This window comes from Chelativorans sp. Marseille-P2723 (assembly GCF_902809845.1).
GTDB lineage: Bacteria > Pseudomonadota > Alphaproteobacteria > Rhizobiales > Rhizobiaceae > Chelativorans.
The window spans coordinates 904,240-920,325 of sequence record NZ_CADDWI010000013.1; the positions used below are offsets into that span (position 1 = coordinate 904,240).

The window sequence follows — 16,086 nt, forward strand, 5'->3', positions numbered from 1 at the left end:
CATCCATGTTGCGATTCGTGCTTGCCGCTTTCTGGGTTTCAGCCGTCACGCTGGCGGCTGTCTTCTATTCTTTTCAGCTATCGCAGGCACGGAGCAATGTGGAGGCTCCGCCTCCCTTTTTCGGCGGGCTTGATTATGTGCGCGCCAATGTGATGTCCGTTCCTGTGATGAGACAGGGAAATGTGGACGGCTATTTTCTCACCCGTCTCGTATACACTGCGGAGCCTGCGAAGCTGAACGCGCTTTCAGTTCCGGCGGACATCCTGCTTCTCGACCATTTGCATTCCTACCTATACGGCAATCCGCAGATCGATTTCTCGGAGCTGGAAAGAATAGATCTGGATGCGCTCCGCAATGGCATACGGGACAGCATCAACGAACGTCTCGGGGAGAAGCTGGTCCACGAGGTGCTCGTAGAGCAGATCGACTATCTTTCCAAAGCAGATATCCGCGACAACGCCATCCGCCGGCGGCTGAACAGGCAGGAGTAAGACGGCGTATCACGATACGCCTGCCAGCGGCGAAGAGAGCAGGCGTGAATTCTTCGCTTCGCATGTCTGGCCGGCTTTGAACGGAGAGTAGGAACTGTCCGGCCTTCTATCGCCAAGTGCAGTGCATTCTCGTGAACTTCATATCGCAGGTCCATGGCGCCGCATGCAAGGTTCGTTGCTAAGGGGATTACCTGCCGATCGGTGCGACAATGTTCCATGTCTTCGGCTTCTGGCACTGGACGTTCTGCATTCCATCTTGGCGCTGATGAAAGGCCATTAGCCCCGCAATCTCAAATCTGTGCTATTGGTGCTTGCAAAAGACAGGCGCGAATGATTGCTGATCCAGACGCAAGACAGTTTGTCTGCTACCAGGGTGCGGCACTTCCGCCAGGCTCTCCGCCAATTACAAATGGGTCGTTATGACGTCTGCTATTTTGTCCGCCGGCCGCGCCAAAACCCACTTGGCACTGCTCGTCATCCTTGGACTGACACATCTTCTCAATGACCTGATGCAGTCGCTTATCCCGGCTGCATATCCGATCCTCAAGGAGACCTACGCATTGGGTTTTGTGCAGATCGGGATGATCACCATGACGTTTCAGATCGCCGGATCGCTGCTCCAGCCAGTGATCGGCATGGTGACGGACCGGCACCCAGCGCCCTATTCCCCGGTCGTAGGAATGATGTTCACCCTGTCCGGATTGGTCAGCCTTTCTGTTGCCCAAAACTACACAATGATCCTCATTTCCGTTGCGCTCATCGGCATCGGCTCGTCGATTTTTCACCCCGAGGCAACTCGCATGGCGCGCTATGCGGCTGGCCGCAAGCAGGGGCTGGCTCAAGGAATCTTCCAGGTAGGAGGGCAGGCGGGTGGCGCGCTTGGCCCGGTCCTTGCCGCATTGATTGTCGTGCCGTGGGGCCAGCCGAGTCTTGCTTGGTTCGCCATTGCCGCGCTGGCGGCCATGATGTTGCTGACGTGGATCGGCAGCAAGCAACGTCAGATTAGTGCCGAGTTCATGGCAGCGCGGTCCACCGGCAAGAAGGACAGCCCCACCCATGTCCAGCATTCGGCCAGAACGGTCGGTATCGGCCTTGTTGTTCTGATGCTGCTGCTGTTTTCCAAGAACGCCTACGGGGAGAGTTTCCGGTCGTTCTACACGTTCTTTCTGATGGAGCGGTTTGGCCTGTCGATCCCCGCTTCACAGATGATGCTCTTTATCTTTCTGCTGGCCGCCGCCATTGGCGTGCTGGTAGGTGGGATCGTGGGTGACCGAATCGGGCGCTACCGCGTAATCTGGATTTCCGTGCTGGGGCCATTGCCGCTGACCTTGATCCTTCCTTATGCGGATTTGTTCTGGACGGGCGTGCTGACAGTGCTGATCAACCTGATCATGGCCAGCGCTTTCGCCTCCATCCTGATTTACGCGATCGAGCTTCTGCCTAATCGTATCGGCCTAATCGGCGGGCTGTTCTATGGGCTAAACTTCGGTCTCGGCGGGATCGCCGCAGCCATTCTGGGCGGCATGGCTGACAGCTTTGGCGTGGAAACAGTGTATCAGATCTGTTCCTTCCTACCCCTAGCGGGCGTGCTTGCGTGGTTCCTGCCGAGAATCGAGGAAGGCCGCTGAGACGGGCGGCCGACGGCGCAGACATGCCGCCGCTCGGAGGCCGCCGAGCGACGGATGCGATGGTCTATCCTGAACAGTAGACGAACCGATCTAATGTAATTTCTAGAAATGTGGATGCTCGTTTTCCGAGAGGAACTCCAAGAGAACGAAAATCTACCTAGCTTGCCCTCAGGAAGCAGCTTGACGTCCTGCCGAATCCGCTGGGCGTGCAGATGTAGGGGGCCTTTCCGAGATAGGCTGTGGCGGAAACGTTCGATGCCTTCGCCACCTTCGCTACCTTCACCGCCTTCGCCGCAACCGCTGCAGCCTTGCCCGCAGGCTGAGTGTTTGCATAGCCCGCCTCGACATTCAGCGCGGCCGTCGTGATCGTCGTATCGGGCATTGCTGCACAACCCTGGATCAGTGCGGCGCCGGCACACAAGGTCAAGGCGTAGAACGCGCATCTTCCGGCTTTTTGCGTAATACTCCAGTCCGATTTGTCTTTTCTCATTTTCGCCCCCTGTAAAATTTGAACCGCATTTCTACGGGAGGGCGCTTAAACAAGAGTCAAGCCGGATGATTAAACATCTTGTAAACGAATATCGAAAAGGCGGAATTGTCTGGAAAGTATTTGTAAACATTATTGCCATTTTGGCGTGGCCGCCCGCTTTCTGCCCTCTTGCTGGCGGCGTCAGTGCAGGGAGAGCTAAATAGTTTTCGCAAAAGGGGCCATAGGAAAAACCGAGCATCGAATATCTCTTGCTATGGTAAACGATCTTATGATTTTGGCAGGCAGGGCGGATTATGGGAAATAAGGTTGGTCAGTATGGAAGCGGCCGAACGGGCAGCAACTCCCTCGTAAAGCTTGACGAGCGGCTGGAGGTTTCGCGATCCCGTGCGGGCTGCCATGCAAGATGGGTGGAGCAGAACCCCCGGCCTGTCCGTGAAAGATTATCGGCGCCGCAATCGCCCGCAATGCCACTGACCGGGCTCATCCTGGCAAGCTTGATTGCCGGGGCACACGTTGCCGAGGCGCGTCAGTCCATCGCCGCGTCCCCTCAGCGACGTTTGGGCCGGCGGAGTGGGGATGCCGCTGAGCAAAACGCTCATCCGCAGCAAAGCTTTCAGGCAGGCGAAAGGTCTTCGGCCATGATGCAGTCGCAGGGTACCGCGGTGGCGCCCTTCAGCCTCAGCCAGATGTTCTCAACAGCCTCCCTCGCTGCGGTGCCCGCTGGCGGAACCGAAAACACGGGCCTGTCCCTGTCGAAGCCCGACACCGTAATGACTGCCGAACCGTTGCGCCGGACCGGGCGAGACACACATTTTCATTCCGAGGCGGAACTCTTCACCGGCGAGCCAATGCTGAAGGGCGATCTGCAACTGGACCGGCGTTCATTGATCGCCGCCCGCGTAATGGCGGCTCGCGGAATTCTCGGACCAGAGGCGGCGGAGAAGGAAGACGAGCAGTTTCTGGAAATTGCAAACGAGATGCATCTCAGGGCTGCAACCAATCCTGATGACTATGTTGCCGGTAACACTTCGAAGGTTCTGCTGCACGAGGAAGCTCGATTGTGGGCGAGGGAGAATGGCGCAGAGGAGCTCAGGGTGCCGGTGGATAGCATCCTGAAAGCCTTCAGGGAGGGATGGAGCCTTGCGCTGGATCTACCGCCGCCTCCTCACTTCAAGAGGAGGTCAGAGATCATGAAAGAGGTCGCGCCGAGTATCGAGGAACGCGGCAGAGCCAGTGTGGAACGGAAGGTCATTGATCTATATTATGGCCAATTCTTCGACTATGTGAAGACTCACCTTGATCGCTACTGCACCGCAAAGGCGCTGGATTTCGCAATAAGAACGGGCCTTGGGCGATTCACTATGGAATATCGCCCAACAGGCGCCTGGGTCATCGATGATATTTCCGTTTACAAAAGCTGGTCGCCTCGCGGTGCGCCGATCGCTGGTATGACCAAGTTTCACCTGACGGAGGGGCTGCAAATGCCCGCCTTCATTTTCCAGCTTCCCGATGACAGGCTGGGTTTTATTGCTCCTTCTGGCGATTTCCAGTTTCTTCCCAAGCACAGCCTGGACAAGGAAGGGAGAATAAAAAAATCGAGTATTCTCAATGCATTTCGCGTTGAAGCTCGCAGAAACTACGGATCGGGAAGAGGTGGAGGATCGTTATTAAAGGGCAGTATTGGTCTAAGCAAATCATACTTCAAGATGAAGTATGTTCATGCTGGTGATAATCGCGCTTCCATAAAGCAGATCATGGAAAGCAAGGTGCGGAAGAATGTCCTCGCCGCTATCGAGTTCTGGAAGCGCGATTATTATGATCCATCCGCCGTGGAAGCATTTTTTGATAAGCTGCCCTTTTTTGAGATGGTCCGGAGAGCACAGTCGGATCCTGGCTTCGAGTTCAAGCTTGAAGAAGTACCATGGCAAATTGTGAATCTGGGCATGGCAATCGGACTTTCCGTTGGAGCCGGCGTCCTGCTCCGTTCCGGTCGGGGAATAGTTCTGGCTGCAGGGGGCGCGGCGGCGGGTACACGAGCAACGGCCGCGATTCGGGCCTCTTTAGATGGCTCCAAGACGAGCGCCTATCTCATCAATGCCGGTCGTCAGCTTACCCGCTTTACGGTTCCTACCGCAACTTCAGGAAACCTCGCAGCGGCCGCAGCAACAGGAGCTACACCGGTTGCGAGACAGGCTTTGTCTTTTGCTTTGCAAAAATCCGACCGACTGCTGGCTGCCAAGTATAAACCCTCGCAAATTATGGATAAGATATATCGCGCCTTGGCGAAAAACTGGTGGGGAGGAAAGACCAGCCCACAAGAACTCAGGGGGATTATTGAATCAAGAGCGGACACTAAAATACCTTCTGTTCTTTTCAGGGGGCAAAGAGGCACAAACCTTTTCAGCTCATGGGGTGCCGTTGGGCCGGACAAGCAAGATGATTATCTGGCCGCTATCATCAAGCATTCGTCCCGGGCGGGAGGAAGTGCCGGTGAGGCCTTCTCACTCACAATGGACAAGAACGTCGCTTTCCGCTTCATCGAACATAAACAGGGAGGGGTGCTCCTTGCGATCGATACCGGCAAGGATCTCAAAAATTTCCGCACCATAGAAAATATCCTCAAGTATGATGGCCCGCGATTGGTGGAGGAAAAGAAGATCACATCGGGCACACTCGCTTCGGCGATCCGCTATGCGATAGACGAGGGTGAGCGCGAGGTCTTCTATGTCGGCGGAAGCATTCCGGCGGATTGGGTTACGCAACTCACTTAAGCAGATAGCGCATCACTCGCGAATGCAGCGCCGGCCGGCGGGTTCTGCATTCGACTTTGTGCCGCTCGCAGATCAGGGTTGTGCAAGTGCAGCAGATGCGAAAAAGGGGAGGAATCGGTTTTCTCCTCCGGTCGGGAGCGAGACGGATGTGCAGGCACAATATGCTTTTCAGAACGACATATCCCAGCTAGATCTGGACAAGCCGGCTAATCACCGAAATTATGGCACTATCCCCTCAGGATGATAGAGCCATAGGAGAGGGACATGGAATTCGATCCGGTACTTCTTGCACGCATCCAGTTCGCCTTCACCGTATCCTTTCACATCATATTTCCCGCCTTCACGATCGGCCTGTCGGCCTACATCGCTGTCCTTCTCCTGATGTGGATGCGCACAAGGGAAGAAAAGTATCACCGGCTGGCGCGTTTCTGGACCAAGATTTTTGCCGTCTCCTTCGCCATGGGCGTCGTGTCCGGGATCGTGCTCAGCTACCAGTTCGGGACGAACTGGAGCCGCTTTTCCGAGTTCAGCGGAAATGTCATCGGGCCGCTCATCGGCTATGAAGTGCTGACGGCTTTCTATCTGGAAGCCACCTTCCTCGGAATTCTCCTGTTCGGCTGGAACCGCTTCCCGCCCTGGCTCATCACAACATCGGCGGTGCTCGTGGCGATTGGCACGGCAATCAGCGCTTTCTGGATTCTGGCCGCCAATAGCTGGATGCAGACGCCGGCCGGTCACGAGATCCGCGAGGGCATTGCTTATCCGGTGGACTGGTTGCAAATCGTCTTCAATCCCAGCTTCATCTACCGCCTGGCACACATGTTGAACGCGGCGTATCTGACAACGGCTGTCGTTGTGCTGGCTGTAGGCGCCCGCTACCTGCTCGCCAGCAGACACGAGGAGGAAAGCCGCACCATGCTCAGGATGGCGGTGGGCATGATCGCCGTTACCGCGCCCCTTCAACTCTTAATCGGCGATCTGCACGGCCTCAACACGCTGGAACATCAGCCAGTCAAGGTCGCTGCGATGGAGGGACACTGGAGCGAAGCTGATCCCGGCCATTTGGTCATATTCGGCATTCCTGACGAGGAGCAGCGGACCAATCACTTCGAGATCGCCATCCCATATCTCGGCGCCCTGATCCTTACCCATGACCTTCACGGCACCTATCTTGGCCTCACTGATTTCGCAGAGGATGAGTGGCCCCCGGTTGCTAATGTGTTCTTCACCTTCCGCATCATGGTAGGCATCGGACTCCTCCTCATCGTCGTCGGATTGTGGGGGCTCTATCTGTGGTGGCGGGGCCGCCTATTCAGCGACCGGGCCTTTCTGCGTTCAACTTCGCATATGTGGCCGCTCGGCTTCATCGCCATATTGGCGGGCTGGTTCGTCACTGAACAAGGCAGGCAGCCTTGGCTGGTCCATGGCCTCATGCGCACGGTTGACGGTATTTCACCTGTGCCGGGCGCCAGCGTGGCCAGCACTCTTGCGCTGTTCGTTTTCATTTATGGCGTCGTCTTTACCATGGGCATCTACTACATCAACCGGCTGATCAACCGCGGCCTGATGGGAGAAGCCACCAAAGCGCCTGCCGGCCTTCCGAACCGACCACTTTCAGCGGCGGAGGAGGCGACGCGCGAAGCCACGGGTCGGGAACCTGGTGATGGCCCTGGCCGCCCTCTCACCGAATTGAAAAGGTGATCGCTATGGAGTGGTATCTTCCCGTCATATGGGCAGGATTGATCGGAACAGCCGTAGCAATGTATGTCATCCTCGACGGCTTCGATCTGGGAATCGCAATCCTTTATCCCTTCACTCACGTGGAGGAGGAGCGCGACCTGATGATGAGTTCCGTCGCACCCTTCTGGGATGGCAACGAGACTTGGCTGGTGCTTGGCGGTGCCGGGCTTTGGGTCGCCTTTCCGCTTGCCTATGCGGTGATAATGCCTGCCCTTTACCTGCCTGTCATAGGCATGCTGCTTGCGCTCGTGCTGCGAGGGGTCTCATTCGAGTTCCGCTGGGTTGCAAAGCCGCAACATCGTAAGTGGGACATCGCCTTTGCGGGAGGGTCGATTGTTGCTTCCTTCCTCCAGGGCGCAATACTCGGCGGGTTGCTTCAGGGGATCGAGGTAGCTGACCGGCAATATGCCGGCGGAGCATTCGACTGGCTGACACCCTTCTCGGTTTTCGTCGGGCTTGCGGTGGTTGCCGGATATGCGCTTCTTGGCGCCACGTGGCTGATCATGCGGACCACCGGTCCTGTTCAGGAGCTCGGACGAAGCTTGGCCCCGAAACTGCTTCTGGCAGTCATGGTCGCTATGGGGATCATCAGCATCTGGACCCCGCTTGCCATCGAGCGGGTTGCCGAGCGCTGGTTCTCAACTCCCAATATCTTCTTCCTGTGGCCGATCCCGCTTCTGGCTGTACTCGTTGCCTATGGCGTCTGGCGCGGGATCGAGCGTGGCAGGGAGGCCCTTCCATTCGTCGGGACCATCGTTCTATTCCTGCTCGGCTATGCCGGCCTTGTGGTCTCCAACGTGCCTTATCTGGTGCCGCCGCATCTCACCTTCTGGGACACTGCCGCTGCCCCTGCTTCGCAGGTATTCCTTCTTATCGGAGCGGTTTTCCTGCTGCCGCTGGTACTGGGCTATACCGCCTTCGTCTATTGGATGTTCCGCGGCAAGATCGCCCCGGGAGAAGGGTATCATTGATGATAGCTGTGGTCCGCTTTCAACGCACCGCTACCCCGCGAGAGCGTCGGCGTACCACCTCGTAAAGCACCGCGCCGAAGATGGTGACGGCGATCATGATGAGCGCCAGCGCATTGACGGCGGGTGTAAGCCCCGTCCGGACCTTCGTAGCGATGTATACGGTGAGCGGCGTGTCGAAACCGCGCACGAAAAGCGTGGTGTTGTAGTTCTCGATGGACTGCAGGATTGCCAGGAAACCGGCGGCAAGGAGCGCAGGTTTCAGAAATGGCAGGATGACTCGACGGAAGACCATGAACTTCGAGGCGCCCAGTCCAAGTGCCGCTTCCTCCTGAATCCGGTCGAACCGCTGAAGACGGGCGGTCACCATCAGCATGACGTAGCAGATAATGAAGCTGGCCTGCGCCAGCACAATCAGGAAAACACCGCCGCCGACACCGAGTTGCCGCCATAACACCAGTGTGGAAATGCCAATCACCACGCCCGGCGTCAGAAGCGGTGAAACCATGACGGCGTACATGAAGCTGCGTGCGCGTGCATGAAGACTTGTGAGCAGCAGGGCGGCCGCTGTGCCGATGGGCAGCACGAGGAGCACCACGAAGAAGGCCACCACGATGGACGTCCAAAGCGACTGCCACATGCCGGTGTCGGCCCACAACTCATCGAACCACTGGAGAGTGGTGCCTTGCCACGGTATGACAGTGGGAAAGCGGCTTTTGTTAAAGGTGGCTACCGCCATGATCGTAAGCGGCGCGAAGAGATAGACGAAGAAGGCCGCGAAGTAGAAGCCGAACAATGCTCTGGCGATTCGGTCAGCCACGCTCATTTTGCCACATCCGTCAGGTTGACGCGAGCGATCTTCAGCGTGATGAGCACCACGGTGAGGCACAGCACGAGCAGCACCATCGCGTAGGCGGCCCCACGGTTCCAGTCGCCGCCCTCGAAGAACCAGTTGTAGATAATCTCGGTGAACCAGCGGCTGCCCGGCGCGCCGAGGAGGGCAGGGGCCACATAGCTGCCGGCGGCTAGCATGAAGGTGAAGACGCAACCTGTTGCTATGCCCGCCTTGGCGTGAGGTATGATCACCCGCAGATGCGTCCGCCAGACGGAGGCGCCGAGATCGCGCGCCGCTTCAATCTGGGATTTTTCAAGCGATTCAATTGCGTTGTAGATCGGGAAAAGCATGAAGAGAATGTAGGCGTAAGTCATACCTGCCAGCACGCCTACATCGCCATACCAACGTACCGGCTGATCTATGACGCCGAGCCAAAGCAGCAGAGCGTTCAGAGGGCCGCGGAAGGCAAGCAGGATATACCATGCGAGCGTGCGTAACACCTCGTTTATCCAAAAGGGAATGGTGAGGGCGAGAAGAACGATGCCGGTCTGCCGTGCTGAAGCAGTTTGCGCCAGCCAGTAGGCGAGGGGATAGCACACGACGAGCGTGACGAAAGCCACGAGCGCACTGGCCCAGACCGTCTTGAAAAAGATGGCACGGTGAACGCTCTCATTGGCCAGATAAAGTATGTTGTCGAGCGAATAAACGTCGCGCGGGCCGCCGATCTCTGCGGGAGGCAAATTCGGTCGCAGTGCATAATCGACCATCATGATATTCGGCGCCAGCACCAAGCCGGCAAGCCAGACTGCCACGAGGCCCAGAAAAATGGTGCTCAGTCCGGCGCCGAAACGGCGGAAGAGCTCAGCCATCGGGCAGCACCACCGCGTTTACGTCCTTGAACGAGAAGACTGCGCGGGCTCCCACGCCGGGCGCGTTCGAAAGCTCGGTGCTTGTAATAGATGCAATGAGAGGCATGCCGTCATCCAGGCTGCCATGCACAAGCGCAAATGCCCCTTCGAAGTCGATGCGCTCTATGGTAGCTTCAAGCCGGTTACCGGATGAACCATCATGTTTCAGCGCTTCGGGGCGAACATAAAGCTTGCCCGAATTGCCTTCGATGAGTCCGCCGCCTAACCGCCCGCGAAGGGTGCCATGAGCGCTCTGGATTGTAACGATGCCATCGTCGATTGAGGTGACGTTGCCGGCAATTACGTTCGTCTCGCCGACGAAATCAGCTACGAAGGCTGTGGCGGGATTATCATAAAGCTCTCGCGGGCTACCCACCTGCTGCAGCACGCCGTTGCTCATTACCGCCACACGGTCGGACATCGCAAGCGCTTCCGACTGGTCATGAGTGATGTAGATGAAGGTGACGCCCGTGCGACGCTGCAGGCTTCTCAACTCCGCGCGCATGTGCTGGCGCAGTTTCAGGTCAAGTGCGGAAAGCGGCTCGTCGAGGAGTAGCACCTGGGGCTCAACGGCAAGCGCGCGGGCGATGGCAACGCGCTGGCGTTGCCCCCCTGAGAGCTCGCCCGGCATGCGCTCTCCATAACCTTCAAGCGCCACCAGCTTCAGTAGTTCGTCTGCCTTCCTGCGGCGTTCGGCTTTGGCGACACCGCGGGCCTCAAGGCCGAAAGCGATGTTCTCCCAGACGGGCATGAGCGGAAAAAGCGCAAGCGACTGGAAGATCATCGCTGTGGGGCGCTGGTCCGGCCCGAGACCCTGCATATCGCGGCCCCCGATAAGAACCTTGCCTTCAGTCGGCTGCAAGAACCCAGCAATTATGCGCAGGATCGTCGTCTTTCCACAGCCGGAGGGTCCAAGAATCGAGAAGAACTCCCCGCCCCTCACAACAAGAGAGACATTGGAGACGGCCCGTGTCTGCCCGAAGGCCATGCCGATATTCTGTAACTCAACCGAATGCGACATTCGCTGCCCGGGGAAAATGGCGGGGGCTTTGAAATACGCCCCCGCGGTAGGTAAGCGTCAGGCCGACAGGAACCTGTCCTGATACTCGTTACGCCTGGCAACGAACCAGTTCTCCTGGATCGGCCACCACCACAGCTTCTCCAGCGCGTCGCCCGGATAGGCCGCCGCGAAAAATGCCTTGGCCTCCTCGGAAATCAGTTCTTCCGCACCCACAGCAGTGGAGTTGATGGAAGTGGCATTGGTGTACATGGCGCCCGCTTCCGGCGTGAGGAACCAGTTTATGAAGGCATAAGCCTGCTCGATGTTTTCTGCGCCGGAGGGGATGGCAACGCCCTCCATCCAGGTGAGCGCGCCTTCCTTGGGTGCCACGAAGCCGATAGGCAGCCCTTCCCTGATCAGCGCCGCGGCGGTGGAATCCCAGGTCTGTCCTATTGCGCAGCCGTTGACGCGGAAGGCGCCCTGAGCCTCGTTCTCATTGTTCCAGAACTGGGCGATGTTTGCCTTGCGGGCAATCGCCTCCTCTACGATGACATCGTAGATCTGGATCATATTATCTTCCGATTTGAACGCCTCCAGCATGGGCATGGGAAGCCTGCCTTCCGATTCCAGCCAGAGGCCGAGACCTACCAGGCCAGAATGGCCGCGCACGGTGGCCTTGCCTTCCATCTCCGGCTTCCAGATATCGCCGTAAGAAGCTGCTCCGTATTCCAGGGGCACCTGGTCCTTGTCGAAGGCGAGCGCCTCGGTACCCCAGTCGGTCGGCACCTGATAGCGTTTTCCCTCAACGACAGCGCCCAGATTTTCTGAGTTGCTCCAAGCGCTGGGCAGGCATTTGTCGACATCGACCTTCGTTTCGTCAATCGGCTGCACCAGACCATACTCGACATAGTTGGGCACGCGGTCAACGGTCGGCCAGATGATGTCAAAACCGGCGCCATTATTGGCGCGTAGCTGATTGAGGAGCTCGTCATTGGTGCCATAGGGCGTAAAGTTTGCCCTGATTCCGGTTGCCTCCTGAAAAGCGGACAGCATGTCGTCACTGAGATAGCCGGCCCATGCGAAAATGTTGACGGTTCCGGAGGACCCTTGAGCATAGGTACGCGAGATGAACGGGGCAGCAAGCGAAAGCCCCGCCAGCGACCCGGCTCCCTTGATGAATGTACGCCGTTTGACCAGACTCATGTTCCTTCTCCCTGTCTCCGCTCTTGCGATGGGAAGCGGTTAAGTTTGCCATGTTACATGCAGATGAAAGGGCAGCAACGAAAATGAGCATCAGAAGATTCAGTCAGTTCGACCTTCGGGCATCCTCTCGCGCAATTTGGGACCAGCTATCCGTTTCCGAGAGGATGGAGCGCAGATAGGCCATGTTTGCTTCGGCCTGTTCGGGTGACAGTTCTTGCCGGGCGATCTTTTCGGCTTCCGCCAGGCGGCCCTGCAGGCCAAGAACGAGTGCCAGGTTCTGGCGGACGCGGCTGTCTGCGCCGGGGGCGGCGGCGGCCTTGCTCATATAAAGTTCCGCTGTCCTGAGATCGCCCTGTAGCACGTAGGACATTCCCAGATTGGAAAGTACCGAAGGCTCGTCCGGATTGATGTCAAGGGCCTGCCGGTAGAGCCCGCGCGCAGCATCCGTGCGGCCCAGTTGATCGAGGATGGCTCCTTCAGCCGATAGCAGCCGCCAGTCCGGGTATTCCGGCGTCTGCGCCCGGCGCACCGCATCGAGCGCGGGTTCAAGCTCACCAGCCGCTGCCAGTGCCTTGCCGTAGGCTGCAAGCACTTCCCGGTCCTTCGGATAATCAATGGCCAGCTTGCGCATCACTGCAAGCGCCTGGTCGCTCCGTCCGCTCATTTGCAACAGGCTTGCATATTGAAGTGCGGTGGCCTTGTCGCCGGGATTGCGGATGTAGTTCTTGCCCAGCTTCTCAGCCTCGGCCTCGATTTGCGGCGCGGAAAGGTTGGCCAGGCTCTGCGCCGCTGCGCCGACGGAACCGGTGGTGACATTGCTGACGCCGCGCTTGCTATGCGAGCAGCCGGCCGCCAGTGCCGCTATGCTGAGCACGGCCACCGTCATCAAAAGCCGACTGCCTCGCGCTGCATCCCGCCTGAGCATCCCGCCCGATCCCCCATGTTCACGTGGTGCCTCTCGCAGCTTCCCTCCCGCAGTCGTATTCTGTTAACCCTAACGGAGTGTTAATCCGCACATGCTCTTGAAAGCTACAAGAAGGAAAGCCCCGCCATGCCCGTGACCCTAACCGCCGCAAACACAGAAATGTCGCTGCCGATCTATGTGGTGGCACGGGGAGAGCTGGAGGCTTCCGGAGCGGGCGAGGCAGCATGTGCGTGGGCGCGTGCGAACGGCTTTGGCGGGGCGGCTGGGAGCGTGCTCACGATTCCTGGAGCCAAGGGCGGACTGGCGGGCGCTTTCTTTGGTGTTGGCGACACGCCTTCGCCACTTGTATTTGGCAAGCTTGCACGTGCACTGCCCGCGGGGAACTGGCGTTTCGCGACACCCTTGCCTGATCCCCGGCTCGCCGCGCTTGCCATGCTGCTCGGTGGGTACGCATTTACCCGCTATGGCGCCAAGGATACTTCGCAAATAAGCCTTGATGTGCCCGAAGGAGCCGATGCACAAACAGCAAACCGGATAGCCGAAGGCATGTTCCTTTCGCGCGATCTCATCAACACCCCCGCCAATGATATGGGGCCCGACGCGCTTGAAGAGGCAGCGCGCCGCCTCGCGCAGGTTCATGGCGCGGTAATCTCTGCCGTAACGGGCGATGATCTGCTGGAGCAGAACCTGCCCATGATCCATGCGGTTGGCCGGGCAGGATCGATAGCGCCCCGGCTGATCGACATGCATTGGGGGCCGGAGGATGCGCCAAGGGTCACGCTGGTCGGCAAAGGCGTGTGTTTCGATACGGGCGGGCTCGATATCAAGCCATCCACGGCCATGCTTCTCATGAAGAAGGACATGGGCGGCGCCGCCAATGTGCTGGGCCTTGCCTCAATGATCATGGCGGCGAAGCTGAATCTGCGGTTGCGCGTACTCATTCCGGCCCTGGAGAATGCGGTTGCCGGCAATGCCTTTCGCCCAGGAGATATTCTGAAGAGCCGCAAGGGGCTCACGGTCGAGATCGGCAACACGGACGCTGAAGGCCGTCTCGTTCTTGCAGATGCACTTTCGCTCGCCGATGAGGAGGCACCGGAACTGTTGGTGGACATGGCCACGCTCACTGGCGCGGCGCGTGTGGCGCTTGGCCCCGATCTTCCGCCCTTCTATACGAATGATGATCTGCTCGCCGCCGATCTGGCTGCCGTGGCCGATGAGGAGGCGGACCCTCTCTGGCGAATGCCGCTGTGGCCGCCCTATGCGCAGAAGCTGAACTCCAAGGTCGCCGATATCCGCAATGTGACGTCTGATTCTTTCGCGGGCTCCATCACGGCGGGACTGTTCCTGTCCCGTTTCGTGGAGCGGGCGAAAAGCTGGGCCCATTTCGACATTTTCGGATGGTGCCCCAGTGAAAAGCCTGCCTGTCCGGTGGGAGGCGAGGCACAGGGCATTCGCGCCCTCGATGCGCTTCTTCACCGCCGGTACGGAGCATGAAAGGGGGCACCCATGACAACGCTTGATCGCCGTCTTAATGCCTTTCGCCCCGATCTTGCAGATGAGCGTCTTGCGGGACAGGTCGAAGCGGAAAGGTTCGTCGCTGGTGAAGAGGCATTCGTGTCCATGCCGGTGGTGAATGTCCATACGGCTCCGGACCGGTATTCCGGCATGGATACGCAGCTTCTGCATGGCGACGGCGTGTGCGTGTTCGAGCGCGGGGCCGGCTGGGCATGGGTGCAGGCGGCGCGCGACCGCTACGTCGGTTATGTCGAGGAAAGCGCGCTGACACAGACGCAGGCGGCGTCAACCCATGTCGTTTCCGTTCCGCGCAGCTTTGTCTATCCCGAGCCTGAACTTAAGACGCCGCCGGTCACTGCTCATTCCATGGGCGCGCGCGTTGCGGTCGTCGAGGAAGTCGAAAACCGGGGCACGCTCTATGCGGTGCTTGCTTCCGGCGAAGCGATGATCGCGCGGCATCTTCTGCCTGTCGGCGCAGTTTTTACCGATTTCGTTTCAGTAGCCGAACAGTTCATTCACGCGCCCTATCTGTGGGGAGGGGCAAGCGGCTTCGGGCTGGACTGCTCCGGCTTGGTTCAACTCTCCATGTTCATGGCGGGCCAGCGCGTTCCCCGCGATACGTACATGCAGGCGAATATCGGAAGCGAGGTGGAAACGGAAGTCAAGCGAGGCGATCTCGTCTTCTGGCGGGGACACGTGGCGATTCTCACCGATGACGAGAATGTCATTCACGCGAATGGCTACACCATGACCGTATCGAGGGAGCCGCTTGCGGAAGCCACCCGCCGGATTGAGCCGTTCTATGGCCGACCGGTCGGGTTTCGTCGCCTTTTATGACGCCACCTTCCGCGCCCTGTAATGCATCGTCTCGAAGCGCGCGGAAAGGGCGTCGTAAAGCAAAAGCCTGCCCACCAGTGGCTCGCCTATTCCGGTGATGAGCTTAATTGCCTCCATCGCTTCAAGCGTGCCCATTACGCCGGTCAGTGCGCCGACAATTCCCGCCTCTGCGCAGGAGGGCACGAGCCCGGGTGGGGGAGCTTCCGGGAAAAGGTCCCGGTAGGAAGGATAGGGGGACCCGTCCGGCTGCCTTTCATAAGGTTTCAGCACCGTGAGCGAGCCATCGAAGCGGCCGACAGCAGCCGTGACCAGCGGCACCTTCTCCCCCGCGCAGCTATCTGCAAGCACATAGCGGGTTTCGAAATTGTCCGAGCCATCCACCACGACATCGTAGCGCGCAATTAGGGGACGGGCGTTCCCGGCGTTCAGCCGCAGCGAATGCGTCTCCACGGCTACATGGGGGTTGAGCGCGCGGATCGCCGCCGCAGCGCTTTCAATCTTCGCCTTGCCGACGTCCGCGGTTCTGTGAATGACCTGCCGCTGCAGATTGGACAAGGACACATGATCGTCGTCGATGATGCCGAGCGTGCCGACGCCGGCTGCGGCAAGGTACTGAAGCACCGGGGCGCCCAGCCCTCCCGCTCCCATTACGAGAACGCGCGCGCGCTTCAGCTTCTGCTGGCCCGCGCCGCCAATCTCCGGCAGCACGATATGGCGCGCATAGCGCTCCAGTTCCTCATCTGAAAGTGCAATCCCGTTCATGCTTACAACAATA

At 58.7% G+C, this 16,086-nt stretch carries 14 protein-coding genes; 7 read left to right on the forward strand and 7 right to left on the reverse strand.

Annotation, left to right across the window (positions count from 1 at the left end; genetic code table 11):
* Positions 1-5 precede the first annotated feature (5 nt).
* A complete protein-coding gene (locus HUS57_RS15655) occupies positions 6-491 on the forward strand; it encodes a hypothetical protein (protein WP_173934816.1) in 486 nt (161 codons plus the stop codon).
* Between the two features lie 419 nt (positions 492-910).
* A complete protein-coding gene (locus tag HUS57_RS15660) occupies positions 911-2,119 on the forward strand; it encodes an MFS transporter (RefSeq protein ID WP_173934817.1) in 1,209 nt (402 codons plus the stop codon).
* Positions 2,120-2,276: 157 nt separating this feature from the next.
* On the opposite strand, the gene HUS57_RS15665 is transcribed toward HUS57_RS15660, so the two are convergent.
* Positions 2,277-2,609, reverse strand: a complete 333-nt coding sequence (locus HUS57_RS15665; protein ID WP_173934818.1) for a hypothetical protein — start codon at positions 2,607-2,609, stop codon at positions 2,277-2,279.
* Positions 2,610-3,247: 638 nt separating this feature from the next.
* Between HUS57_RS15665 and HUS57_RS15670 the strand changes: the two genes are divergently transcribed.
* The 3 genes from HUS57_RS15670 to cydB all read left to right on the forward strand — a co-directional run bounded on the left by HUS57_RS15670 (position 3,248) and on the right by cydB (position 8,091).
* Positions 3,248-5,380 carry a hypothetical protein gene (locus HUS57_RS15670; protein ID WP_173934819.1) on the forward strand — a complete coding sequence of 711 codons (2,133 nt, stop codon included), beginning with the start codon at positions 3,248-3,250 and terminating at the stop codon, positions 5,378-5,380.
* Positions 5,381-5,644: 264 nt separating this feature from the next.
* Positions 5,645-7,081, forward strand: a complete 1,437-nt coding sequence (locus HUS57_RS15675) for a cytochrome ubiquinol oxidase subunit I (RefSeq protein ID WP_173934820.1) — start codon at positions 5,645-5,647, stop codon at positions 7,079-7,081.
* A gap of 5 nt (positions 7,082-7,086) precedes the next feature.
* Positions 7,087-8,091, forward strand: coding sequence for a cytochrome d ubiquinol oxidase subunit II (cydB, locus tag HUS57_RS15680; RefSeq protein WP_173934821.1), 1,005 nt, complete (start codon positions 7,087-7,089; stop codon positions 8,089-8,091).
* A gap of 19 nt (positions 8,092-8,110) precedes the next feature.
* Here the strand turns inward: cydB and HUS57_RS15685 are convergent, their stop codons facing one another.
* The 5 genes from HUS57_RS15685 to HUS57_RS15705 form a co-directional block, all read right to left on the reverse strand.
* The gene (locus HUS57_RS15685; protein WP_173934822.1) at positions 8,111-8,914 is read right to left on the reverse strand and encodes an ABC transporter permease; all 804 of its coding nucleotides are present in this window, start codon (positions 8,912-8,914) and stop codon (positions 8,111-8,113) included.
* Positions 8,911-9,792, reverse strand: a complete 882-nt coding sequence (locus HUS57_RS15690) for an ABC transporter permease (RefSeq protein ID WP_173934823.1) — start codon at positions 9,790-9,792, stop codon at positions 8,911-8,913. The genes HUS57_RS15685 and HUS57_RS15690 overlap by 4 nt, the downstream gene beginning before the upstream one ends.
* The gene (locus HUS57_RS15695; protein WP_173934824.1) at positions 9,785-10,852 is read right to left on the reverse strand and encodes an ABC transporter ATP-binding protein; all 1,068 of its coding nucleotides are present in this window, start codon (positions 10,850-10,852) and stop codon (positions 9,785-9,787) included. Before HUS57_RS15695 ends, HUS57_RS15690 begins: the two co-directional genes overlap by 8 nt.
* A 57-nt stretch (positions 10,853-10,909) precedes the next feature.
* A complete protein-coding gene (locus tag HUS57_RS15700; protein WP_173934825.1) occupies positions 10,910-12,034 on the reverse strand; it encodes an extracellular solute-binding protein in 1,125 nt (374 codons plus the stop codon).
* Positions 12,035-12,137: 103 nt separating this feature from the next.
* Positions 12,138-12,920, reverse strand: coding sequence for a tetratricopeptide repeat protein (locus tag HUS57_RS15705; protein WP_173934826.1), 783 nt, complete (start codon positions 12,918-12,920; stop codon positions 12,138-12,140).
* 165 nt (positions 12,921-13,085) lie between these two features.
* On the opposite strand from HUS57_RS15705, the gene HUS57_RS15710 reads away from it, so the two are divergent.
* The gene (locus tag HUS57_RS15710; RefSeq protein ID WP_173934827.1) at positions 13,086-14,453 is read left to right on the forward strand and encodes a leucyl aminopeptidase family protein; all 1,368 of its coding nucleotides are present in this window, start codon (positions 13,086-13,088) and stop codon (positions 14,451-14,453) included.
* A 12-nt stretch (positions 14,454-14,465) separates the two neighbouring features.
* A complete protein-coding gene (locus tag HUS57_RS15715; protein WP_173934828.1) occupies positions 14,466-15,311 on the forward strand; it encodes an NlpC/P60 family protein in 846 nt (281 codons plus the stop codon).
* Here the strand turns inward: HUS57_RS15715 and HUS57_RS15720 are convergent.
* Positions 15,306-16,073: a molybdopterin-synthase adenylyltransferase MoeB gene (locus HUS57_RS15720; protein WP_173934829.1), complete on the reverse strand. Its 768-nt coding sequence runs from the start codon at positions 16,071-16,073 to the stop codon at positions 15,306-15,308. The two genes, HUS57_RS15715 and HUS57_RS15720, sit on opposite strands and share 6 nt — an antisense overlap.
* Between the last annotated feature and the right edge of the window lie 13 nt (positions 16,074-16,086).